This is a genomic window from Cupriavidus sp. HPC(L) (assembly GCF_000307735.3).
GTDB lineage: Bacteria > Pseudomonadota > Gammaproteobacteria > Burkholderiales > Burkholderiaceae > Cupriavidus.
The window spans coordinates 1-10,106 of the sequence record NZ_AMPR02000085.1; the positions used below are offsets into that span (position 1 = coordinate 1).

Sequence of the window (10,106 nt, forward strand, 5' to 3'; positions counted from 1 at the left end):
ATGCGCTCGACCGCACGCCGCTGCCGACGCTGCCCGCCGTCACGCTGCACGACGACGGCAGCTGGACCGACCTGCTGGCCCCGGACGAGATGCACGTGGTGCTGTTCGGCGCTGGCCATGTCGGCCATGCGCTCGTCAAGGTGCTCGGCACGCTGCCGTGCAGCGTCCACTGGGTCGACGAGCGCGACACGCTGTTCCCGGCCGGCCTGCCCGGCAACGTGGTGGCCGAGGCCACCGACACGGCCGAGGCGGTGGTCGACGAGGCACCGCCCGGCAGCTACTTCCTGGTGATGACGCACAGCCACGCGCTGGACCAGGCGCTGTGCGAACGGATCCTGCGGCGCACCGACTTCGCGTACTTCGGGCTGATCGGCTCGAAGACCAAGCGCGCCCGCTTTGAGCACCGGATGGTCGAGCATGGCATCGACCCCGCCAGCTTCGTACGGATGACCTGCCCGATCGGCGTCGCGGGCATCACCGACAAGGCTCCGGCTATGATTGCAGTTGCCATCGTCGCCCAGCTGCTGCAAGTGCGCGATCAGCGCCTGGCCGCGCTGCGCGCCGACGCACCGGCAGCGCAGCGGGACGGCGGGCAACCGGGCGGCAGCGAAAGCCCCGCCCACCGGTAACCGCGCCGGCCGTCTGTTCGAACACGGACAGCATGCCGGCATCGAAAAAAAGGATTCCCCATGACGCTCGACGCCGCGCTCGCGGACCGCATCCGCCGCACTCCCAAGGCCGAACTGCATGTGCACATCGAAGGGACGCTCGAGCCCGAGCTGATCTTCCGGCTCGCGCAGCGCAACCAGGTCAAGCTGCCTTACCCCAGCGTCGAGGCGCTGCGCGCCGCCTATGCGTTCACCGACCTGCAGTCGTTCCTCGACATCTACTATGCGGGCGCCAGCGTGCTGCTGACCGAGGAGGACTTCTTCGACATGACGATGGCGTACGTCGAGCGCGCGGTCGCCGACAACGTGCGCCACGCGGAAATCTTCTTTGATCCGCAGACGCATACCGCGCGCGGCGTCGACATCGAGGTCGTGATCGACGGCATCGCCGACGCGCTGGCCCAGGCCCGTACGCAGTACGACTTCTCCAGCAGCATGATCCTCTGCTTCCTGCGGCACCTGTCGGAGGAAGACGCGTTCGCCACGCTCGAAGCGGCGCTGCCCTACCGCGACCGCTTCATCGGCGTTGGCCTCGATTCGTCGGAACGCGGCAATCCGCCGGAGAAGTTCGCGCGGGTATTCGCCCGCGCGAAAGAGCTGGGCCTGCATCGCGTCGCCCATGCCGGCGAGGAAGGCCCGGCCGACTATGTCCGCGACGCGCTCGACATCCTGCAGGTCGAGCGGATCGACCACGGCGTGCGTGCGATCGACGACCCCGCGCTGGTCGAGCGTCTCGCGCGCGAACGCATCGCGCTGACGGTCTGCCCGCTGTCGAACCAGAAGCTCAAGGTCTATCCGGACCTGCGCGACCACTCGCTGAAGACGCTGCTGGACGCCGGCGTCGCGGTGACGATCCATTCGGACGACCCGGCCTATTTCGGCGGCTACATGAACGCGAACTGGGAAGCGACCTTCGACGCGCTGCCGCTCGACGCCGCCGACGCGCACCGGCTCGCCCGCAACAGCTTCGAGGCGAGCTTCCTGCGGCCGGCCCTGAAGGCCGAATACCTGACCGAAGTGGACCGCTTCTGGCAATCGGCCAGTCCCCCGGAGCCGGCGCGCGCGGCGACGGCTTGATGCCGTTGCGGCGCTGACCGGCGCAACATCGGCCGGCGCCTCGCGCCGGCCTTTCCCAACCCCACGACCATGAACCAGACCACCAGCTCCCCTTCCCCGAACGGTACCCTGCGCGCCATCCGCGGCCGCGTGCTGCATTTCCTGCGCGATCCGCAATTCCATGATGACGCGTATCAGTATTGGGAAGACGGTGTGCTGCTGGTCGCGGACGGCCGCATCGTGGCCGGGGGCCCCTACGCCGAGCTGGCACCGTCGATCGCGCCGGGCACCGAGGTGATCGACCATCGCGGCAAGCTGATCGTGCCGGGCTTTATCGATACGCACGTGCACTACCCGCAGACCGACATGATCGCGTCGCCGTCGCCGGGCCTGCTGCACTGGCTTGACACCTATACCTTCCCCGAGGAGCGCCGCTTCGCCGAGCCCGAGTACGCGGCCGGCGTGGCCAGCTTCTTCGCCGACGAGCTGCTGCGCAACGGCACCACCAGCGCGCTGGTCTGGAGCACCGTGCATGCGGCCTCGGCCGACGCGCTGTTCGCCGAGAGCCATCGCCGCAATCTGCGGCTGGCGACCGGCAAGGTGCTGATGGACCGCCACTGTCCTGACTTCCTGCGCGACACCGCCGAGTCCGGCGCGCGCGAATCGGCAGACCTGCTGTCGCGCTGGCACCGCAAGGGCCGCCTGTCGTACGCGATCACGCCGCGCTTCGCGCCGACCTCGACCGAGGCGCAGCTGGCCGCCTGCGGCGAGCTGGCGCGCGCCTACCCCGATGCGCTGATCCAGACCCACGTGGCCGAGAACCGCGACGAGGTCAAATGGGTCGCCGAGCTGTTCCCGCAGGCGCGCAGCTATCTGGACGTCTACGACCAATACGGCCTGCTGCGTCCGGGCGCCTTCTACGGCCATGCGATCCACCTGGACCACGACGATCGCCGCCGGCTGGCCGACACCGGCGCGGCGGTCGCCCACTGCCCGACCTCGAACCTGTTCCTCGGCAGCGGCCTCTACGACTTCCACCAGTCGGACTCGCATCGGCTCAATCTGACGCTGGCCACCGACGTCGGCGGCGGCACCTCGTTCTCGATGCTGCGCACGATGAACGCCGCGCACAAGGTCGCGCGGATGGGCGGCTACCACCTGACCGCGCTGCGGATGTTCTACCTGGCCACGCGCGCGCCGGCCGACGCGCTCGGCTGGGGCGACCGCGTCGGCAGCTTCGCGCCGGGCAACGAGGCCGACTTCATCGTGCTGGACCCGGAGGCCACGCCGCTGCTGGCCCGCCGCAGCGCGCGCTCGGAAACGCTCGAGGAGCAGCTGTTCGCGTTCGCAATGCTGGGTGACGATCGGGTGATCGACAGCGTCTACGTGATGGGCGAGCGGGCGGAAACCGCTGCGGCATAGCGCGTACGGCAGCCATTCTGAAGACACTGGGTCCCCGCCTTCGCGGGGACGACGCGGGTTCCCACATGCGCCTGTCGTCCCCGCGCATGCGGGGACCCAGCGGCTTTCGCCTTGGCTTGACCCCGATCAAGGCCGTCGTCATCGATCTGCATTACGCTGGCCCGCGCCATTCGACAATGCCGATCCCGATATGACCACACCTGTTGCACCCGCCGATGCCGTTCCATCCGGCGCTCCCCCCGAACCGCTGTCGCCCCACGCTCCGCTGCCGCCCCGCAAGATCATCCGCAGCTGGCTGATTCCGCTGTCCGAGCGCAGCACGCCGCGCGCACTGCTGCTGTTCGCGCTCGACGCGTCGCTGTTTGTCGCGGCCCTCGCCGCGCTCGTGATGGCATCGCACTGGCTCGCCAAGCTGGCGCTCGGCGTGCTGGCCGGCGTGCTGATCGCGCGCCTGTTCATCCTCGGCCACGATGCCTGCCACCAGAGCCTGACGCCGCGCCGCGGCCTGAACAAATGGCTGGGCCGGATCGCCTTCCTGCCGTCACTGACCCCGTACAGCCTGTGGGAGGTCGGCCACAACGTCGTCCATCACGGCTACACCAACCTGAAGGGCTTCGATTTCGTCTGGGCCCCGTATTCGATGCAGGAGTACGCGGCGCTGCCCTGGTGGCGGCGCGCGCTGGAGCGGCTGTATCGCAACGGCCTGGGCGCCGGGCTGTATTACCTGATCGAGATCTGGTGGCTGAAGCTGTTCTTCCCCAGCCGGCGGCAGATGGCGACACGCCGCCGGATCTTCCTCGCCGACTGCCTGCTGGTGGCCGCCTTCGCGGCGCTGTGGATCGGCACGCTGGTCTGGCTGGCCATGGCGACGCAGCAGTCGGTCGCGCTGCTGCTGGCCGCCGGTTTCGCCGTGCCCTTCCTGGTCTGGAACGCGACGGTGGGCTTCGTGCTGTATGTCCACCATACCCATGAAAGTGTGGCCTGGTACCACAGCAAGGCGATGTGGGCGCGCGCGCAGCCCTTCGTGTCGACCACGGTCCATCTGCGCTTTCGCCATGGCGTCGGCACGCTGCTTCACCACATCATGGAACACACCGCCCACCACGTCGACATGAGCGTGCCCCTGTACCGGCTCAAGCGCGCGCAGGCGCTGCTGGAGCAGGCGCTGCCCGGCCGCATCGTGGTGCAGAACTTCTCGTGGCGCTGGTATTTCGATACCGCGCGCCGCTGCAAGCTGTACGACTTCCACGCGCTGTGCTGGACCGATTTCCGCGGCCGCCGCACCACCGCGCCGTCGCCGGTGCCGGCGTAGCGAGCGCGGTCCGACGTAGCGGAGATCGGCGCCGGTATGGACGACCGCCTTGCAGACTGGCTATAATCGCGCTTCCCATTGGGGAGTAGCCGCCCTGCCGCGCGACACCGCGTTGTGCGACAGGGGCGTACGTCAACAGACTTGACCGCTTGCGGTTATGGCGTGCGCAGCTTCGGAACGGTGCAATGCCTGTTCCAGGGCCTGGCGAGACCGATGACGTCGTTTTTCGGCTGGGCCGGGGAAAACGCACGTCATTGGCATCTCGCGATGCGTCCGGCCCGCTGCTCCGAAAACAACGAATGGAATCCCTGCTCGTCTCGACCGGTATCGTCGCCCTCGCGGAAATGGGCGACAAGACCCAACTGCTGTCGCTGATTCTCGCTGCGCGCTACCGCAAGCCCATCCCCATCATCCTCGGCATCCTGATCGCGACACTGGTCAATCATGGCCTGGCGGGCGCCCTCGGCGGCTGGATCACGCAAATGGTCGGCCCGGCGCTGCTGCGCTGGATCCTCGGCCTCGGCTTCATCGCGATGGGCGCATGGATGCTGATCCCCGACAAGCTCGACGAGACCGAAAAGCCCAAGGCGGTCAAGGGCGCGTTCGGCGTACTGTGCGCGACCGTGGTGGTGTTCTTCTTCGCGGAGATGGGCGACAAGACCCAGATCGCCACGGTCGCTCTCGCCGCCCGCTTCAGCACCGATATCCTCGCGGTGGTCGCCGGCACCACGATCGGCATGATGCTGGCCAACGTGCCGGCGGTGCTGCTGGGCGAACGCTTCGCGCACCGGCTGCCGATCAAGCTGGTCCACCGCATCGCCGCGGCGGTGTTCGTCGTGTTGGGGGTGGTGGCGCTGATGGATATCGGGGGCTGATCCTGCCACGCGCTTCGGCCACGGAATGCCGGTCGCCGGCTCTTGCCGATTCTCCCGTCACGTGCGGTCGCAACGGTGGAAGCGCCATCGTCGCCACGCGCAATACCAGGGACTTCGTCGACTGCGGTATCGCGATCGTCAATCCCTGGGAGTAGCCGGCACGCGAAACCGATGTCCGCAGTGTCAGTTAAGACGCCGTGAACGCACGCGTCATGCGAGTGCCAGGCGAGCCAACGCAATAAAAAAACGGGGCTTTCGCCCCGTTCAAACCCTCGCCGGTCCGGTACTGCGGTCGCCGACTGCGCGGCCACCGGACCGTCGATCACCGATCGGTAGGTTATTGCGTCGTGCTGGCGCCGGCCTCGAACCACTGGCCCAGCAGCGCGCGCTCGTCGTCCGTGATCTGCGTGACGTTGCCCAGCGGCATCGCCTTCTGCTGCACGGCCTGCTGATAGATCAGCTGGGCGTGCGCCTTGATCTCGTCCGGCGTCTCCAGCTTGATGCCCTTGGCCGCGGTCGGCATCATCTTCGGCGCCTCGGCATGGCACTGCACGCAGCGCGCGTTCATGATTTCCTGCACCTTGGTGAAGCTGACCTTGGTCGCGGTGGCGCCGTCCGGCTGCGCGGCGACCGGTTGGCGGGGCTGCGGGGCGATCATCACGGCGACCACGCCCAACGCGGCGACGCCGGCGGCGGGCCACAGGACATTGATCTTGCCCTTGTGCTTGAGGATGAAGAACTGGCGGATCAGCACGCCGGCCAGCATGATCAGCACCAGCACGACCCAGTTGTACTTGTGCGCGTAGGTCATGCTGTAGTGGTTCGACAGCATCGCGAACAGCACCGGCAGCGTGAAATAGGTGTTATGCACGCTGCGCTGCTTGGCGTTCTTGCCGTGGATCGGATCGACCGGCTTGCCTTCGCGCATCGCCGCGACAGTCTTGCGCTGCCCCGGGATAATCCACACCAGCACGTTGGCGCTCATGATCGTGGCGATCATCGCGCCGGTCAGCAGGAACGCCGCACGGCCCGAGAACACGTGACAGGCCACATAGGCGGCCAGCACCACGTACAGCGCGACCAGAATGCCGACCACGCGATCGTTCTTGCCGAACACGCGGCAGATGCAGTCGTAGACCACCCAGCCCACCGCCAGATAGGCAATCGCCAGCCCGACCGCCGCGCCCGGCGACATGTCGTAGACGTTCTTGTCGATCAGGAACGTGCTGGCGTTGAACAGGTACAGCACCACCAGCAGCGCGAAGCCCGTCATCCAGGTCGAGTAAGACTCCCAATAGAACCAGTGCAGGTTCTCGGGCAATTTCTTCGGTGCGGTCAGGTATTTCTGCGGGTTGTAGAAGCCGCCGCCGTGCACGGCCCACAGTTCGCCGCCGACCCCCTTGTCCACCAGTTCGGGATCGACCGGCTTTTGCAGGCTGTTGTCCAGCCAGACGAAGTAGAACGACGAGCCGATCCACGCGATCGCGGTGATCACGTGAGCCCAGCGCAGCAGCAGATTGGCCCAGTCGAGAATGTAGCCTTCCATCTCTTGTCTCCTGTTTCCCTCGCTGCGCGGATCAGCTGCCGCGGTAGGTCGAGTACGACCACGGCGACACCAGCAGCGGCACGTGGTAATGCGCGCTGGTATCGGCAATGCCGAAACGCAGCGTCACCACGTCGAGAAAGGCCGGCTCGGGCAATTGCACCCCGCGCGCACGGAAATAATCGCCGGCGCCGAATTCGAGCTCATAGACGCCGACGGCGAAGTCGGCCCCTTCGAGCAGCGGCTGATCGCAACGGCCATCGTGATTGGTCACAACGGTCTTCAGCGTTTCGCGGCGATTGTCAACAATTTTGGAAAGGGTAATCGACAGGCCTTGGCCGGGAATGCCTGCGGCGGTGTCGAGAACGTGGGTGGTCAAGCGTCCCATGGTCTGGTTCCTTAGCACGTGGGTGGTGAGAGGCGCCGCTGCCTTCACTAGCACCATTTGTGGGTATGGTGCCCGCTCGGTACGTCTTTTCAACGCATCCCGGCGCAGAACTGGTGCATGGCGACAATGCGCTGCACCAATCCGGATGACAACTGCGGGATTACCCGTAGTTGTCGAAAACCTGGTTCGGTTTTGTTGACAATATTGAATGCACAACCAAATAATTGTCAACAATTTTTGGATCGGCGCCATCGAGCGATGCGTGCCCGAATCCTCCACCAGCGGGTGCCACGATGTCCAAGACTCTCAAGCTGATTGCCGGCGCCGATGAAGGCGCCGCGCCCAACGAAACGAAGCCGCGCAAGGGCTCGGTCGAGGAGCGCATGTATCACGAGATCTACGACGCGATCATGGAGCATCGGCTGCCGCCGCGCACCAAGCTGACCGAACATTCGCTTTGCGAGATCTATGCCACCGCGCGGCACACCGTGCGCAAGGTGCTGGCCCGTCTCGCGGCCGACGGCATGGTGGATCTCGAGCCCAATCGCGGCGCCTTCATCGCCAGCCCTTCCACCGACGAGGCGCACGACATGTTCGAACTGCGCCAGATGCTCGAGCGCGCCGTGCTCGAGAAGCTCGCCGCGCAGCGCAACGTCCGCAGCGTGATCGCCCCGGTGCGGCAGATGGTGCAACAGGAGCGGCAGGCCTTCCTGAACAACGAGCGGCCGAAGTGGATCCGCCTGTCGGCCGAATTCCATACCGCGCTGGCCGAGCTGTCGGGCAACGCGCTGCTGGTCACGATGATGCGCCGGCTGGTGTCGCGCACCACGCTGATGATCGCCAGCGTCGAGGCGCCGGGCAACAACGCCTGCTCCTTCGACGAACACGAAGCCATTCTCGATGCGCTGGAACAGGGCGACGCCGCCCTGGCGCAATCGCGGATGGCGCACCATCTCGGCGCCTGCGCCGACCGCGTACAGCCCGACGACCCGGGCAGCTTCGACCTTCGCAGCGTGCTGGGACGCTCCACCTAGCACGCTGTTCCACCCTGCCGGCGTCCCGCCCAGCTTTCACCGCCCGCCCAGCCACGCGCACCCTCTAGGTGCCGGCAGCGGGACCGGGCCCGAGTCGTTCCCAACGATCGGGCCGGACATAACAGAAGGCATGCGGACGCCCAGCAAACGTCCAACCATCGGAGAGGAGACAAACACAATGACAAGCGCAAGCACCACGGTCCCCACGGACCTGACCAATGAGCGGCTGCCCTCGGGCCGGCTGCTCGCGCTCGGGCTGCAGCATGTATTGGTGATGTACGCGGGCACCGTGGCGGTGCCGCTGATCGTCGGCGGCGCGCTGAAGCTGCCGAAGGACCAGCTGGCCTTCCTGATCAACGCCGACCTGTTTGCCGCCGGCATCGCCACGCTGATCCAGGCGTTCGGCTTCTGGAAGTTCGGCATCCGGCTGCCGGTGATGATGGGCGTGACGTTCGCTTCGGTGGCGCCGATGATCGCGATCGGCACCGATCCCAATATCGGCCTGCTCGGCATCTATGGCGCGGTGATCGCGTCCGGGCTGTTCGGCATCCTGATCGCGCCGATGATGGGACGGATGCTGGGCCTGTTCCCGCCGGTGGTGACCGGCACCGTGATCACGCTGATCGGCGTGTCGCTGATGCGGGTCGGCATCAACTGGGCCGCGGGCGGCCAGCCGACGACCCGCTCGGTGATCGACGGCGTGGTCAAGGAGGTGCCCAACCTCGCCTACGGCGACCTGACCAATCTGGGCATCGCCGGCGCGGTGCTGGTCATCATCCTGCTGCTGACCAAGTACGGCCGCGGCCTGGTGTCGAACTGCGCGGTGCTGCTGGGCATCATCGCCGGCACGCTGATCGCGATGGCGATGGGCAAGGTGTCGTTCGAAGGGCTGCACGAGGCCAGCTATGTGGCCGTCATCACGCCGCTGCATTTCGGCATGCCGACCTTCCACTTCTCGGCAATCCTGTCGATGTGCATCGTGATGGTGATCACGCTGGTCGAATCGACCGGCATGTTCCTTGCACTGGCGGACATCACCGGCAAGCGGCTGTCCAACGCCGACCTGACGCGCGGCCTGCGCGCCGACGGCCTGGGCACGGTGATCGGCGGCGTGTTCAACACCTTCCCGTACACCTCGTTCTCGCAGAACGTCGGCCTGGTCACGGTGACCGGCGTGCGTTCGCGCTATGTCGCCGCGGCGGGCGGCCTGATCCTGATCGCCTTTGGCCTGTTCCCGAAGATGGCGCACGTGGTCGCCTCGGTGCCGCAGTTCGTGCTGGGCGGCGCCGGCATCGTGATGTTCGGCATGGTCGCCGCGACCGGCATCCGCATCCTGGGCTCGTGCGACTTCACCCGCAACCGCCACAACCTGTTCATCGTCGCGATCTCGATCGGCTTCGGCATGATCCCGACGCTGTCGCCGACGTTCTTCCAGTACCTGCCGAGCTGGACGCATGCGATCACGCACAGCGGCATCGTGCTGGGCACGGTGGTCGCGGTGGCGCTGAACCTGTTCTACAACGGCATGCAGTCGGCCGACGAAGCGATGCGCAACGCGGCCGCCAACAGCCACGGCACGGAGTAAGGCCAGCCGTGCGTTTGCCCGCGCCGCCGCTGTGGCCGTTGTTGCCGCCGCGGCGGCGGCGCGGGCCGGGTCGATGCCGTGCGGCCTGTTTTGACAACCCGAGTGACCCTGATGACAAACCATAACTATCCACGCGATCTGATCGGTTACGGCAGCCAGCCGCCGCACGCCCAATGGCCCGGCGGCGCCCGCGTTGCGCTGCAGTTCGTGCTCAATTACGAAG

The 10,106-nt window shown here is 66.7% G+C and carries 9 protein-coding genes, 1 pseudogene and 1 riboswitch; of the genes and pseudogenes, 8 read left to right on the top strand and 2 right to left on the bottom strand.

Annotated features, from left to right (window positions below; genetic code table 11):
• The 5 genes from xdhC to B551_RS06645 all read left to right on the top strand — a co-directional run.
• Nucleotides 1-629, top strand: a 629-nt coding sequence (gene xdhC, locus B551_RS06625; protein WP_023263722.1) for a xanthine dehydrogenase accessory protein XdhC, incomplete at its 5' end; no start/stop codon positions are given.
• A gap of 60 nt (nt 630-689) precedes the next feature.
• Nucleotides 690-1,745 carry an adenosine deaminase gene (locus B551_RS06630; RefSeq protein ID WP_023263723.1) on the top strand — a complete coding sequence of 352 codons (1,056 nt, stop codon included), beginning with the start codon at nt 690-692 and terminating at the stop codon, nt 1,743-1,745.
• A gap of 69 nt (nt 1,746-1,814) precedes the next feature.
• Nucleotides 1,815-3,146 (top strand): guanine deaminase, encoded by a 1,332-nt coding sequence (gene guaD / locus B551_RS06635; protein WP_023263724.1) that lies wholly within the window; start codon nt 1,815-1,817, stop codon nt 3,144-3,146.
• 190 nt (nt 3,147-3,336) lie between these two features.
• Nucleotides 3,337-4,458 carry a fatty acid desaturase gene (locus tag B551_RS06640; protein ID WP_006576980.1) on the top strand — a complete coding sequence of 374 codons (1,122 nt, stop codon included), beginning with the start codon at nt 3,337-3,339 and terminating at the stop codon, nt 4,456-4,458.
• 68 nt (nt 4,459-4,526) lie between these two features.
• Nucleotides 4,527-4,707: riboswitch (yybP-ykoY riboswitch) on the top strand.
• 50 nt (nt 4,708-4,757) lie between these two features.
• The gene (locus B551_RS06645) at nt 4,758-5,333 is read left to right on the top strand and encodes a TMEM165/GDT1 family protein (protein ID WP_006576979.1); all 576 of its coding nucleotides are present in this window, start codon (nt 4,758-4,760) and stop codon (nt 5,331-5,333) included.
• A 337-nt stretch (nt 5,334-5,670) separates the two neighbouring features.
• Here B551_RS06645 and B551_RS06650 read toward each other — a convergent pair whose 3' ends face one another.
• Together B551_RS06650 and uraH are read right to left on the bottom strand one after the other, a co-directional pair.
• Entirely contained in the window at nt 5,671-6,879 is a 1,209-nt protein-coding gene (locus B551_RS06650) for a urate hydroxylase PuuD (protein ID WP_006576978.1), read from the bottom strand.
• Nucleotides 6,880-6,910: 31 nt separating this feature from the next.
• The gene (uraH, locus tag B551_RS06655; protein WP_006576977.1) at nt 6,911-7,264 is read right to left on the bottom strand and encodes a hydroxyisourate hydrolase; all 354 of its coding nucleotides are present in this window, start codon (nt 7,262-7,264) and stop codon (nt 6,911-6,913) included.
• A 293-nt stretch (nt 7,265-7,557) separates the two neighbouring features.
• Between uraH and B551_RS06660 the strand changes: the two genes are divergently transcribed.
• The 3 genes and pseudogenes from B551_RS06660 to B551_RS27020 all read left to right on the top strand — a co-directional run.
• Entirely contained in the window at nt 7,558-8,298 is a 741-nt protein-coding gene (locus B551_RS06660; RefSeq protein WP_006576976.1) for a GntR family transcriptional regulator, read from the top strand.
• Nucleotides 8,299-8,476: 178 nt separating this feature from the next.
• Entirely contained in the window at nt 8,477-9,883 is a 1,407-nt protein-coding gene (locus tag B551_RS06665; protein ID WP_023263726.1) for a nucleobase:cation symporter-2 family protein, read from the top strand.
• A 111-nt stretch (nt 9,884-9,994) separates the two neighbouring features.
• A pseudogene (locus B551_RS27020) lies at nt 9,995-10,106 on the top strand (allantoinase); the annotation flags it as partial.

Excerpts from the sequence above, each read along its gene's own strand:
- B551_RS06630 (WP_023263723.1), top strand. The coding sequence starts at position 690 with ATGACGCTCGACGCCGCGCTCGCGGACCGCATCCGCCGCACTCCCAAG.
- guaD (WP_023263724.1), top strand. The coding sequence starts at position 1,815 with ATGAACCAGACCACCAGCTCCCCTTCCCCGAACGGTACCCTGCGCGCC.
- B551_RS06640 (WP_006576980.1), top strand. The coding sequence starts at position 3,337 with ATGACCACACCTGTTGCACCCGCCGATGCCGTTCCATCCGGCGCTCCC.
- B551_RS06645 (WP_006576979.1), top strand. The coding sequence starts at position 4,758 with ATGGAATCCCTGCTCGTCTCGACCGGTATCGTCGCCCTCGCGGAAATG.
- B551_RS06650 (WP_006576978.1), bottom strand. The coding sequence starts at position 6,879 with ATGGAAGGCTACATTCTCGACTGGGCCAATCTGCTGCTGCGCTGGGCT.
- uraH (WP_006576977.1), bottom strand. The coding sequence starts at position 7,264 with ATGGGACGCTTGACCACCCACGTTCTCGACACCGCCGCAGGCATTCCC.
- B551_RS06660 (WP_006576976.1), top strand. The coding sequence starts at position 7,558 with ATGTCCAAGACTCTCAAGCTGATTGCCGGCGCCGATGAAGGCGCCGCG.
- B551_RS06665 (WP_023263726.1), top strand. The coding sequence starts at position 8,477 with ATGACAAGCGCAAGCACCACGGTCCCCACGGACCTGACCAATGAGCGG.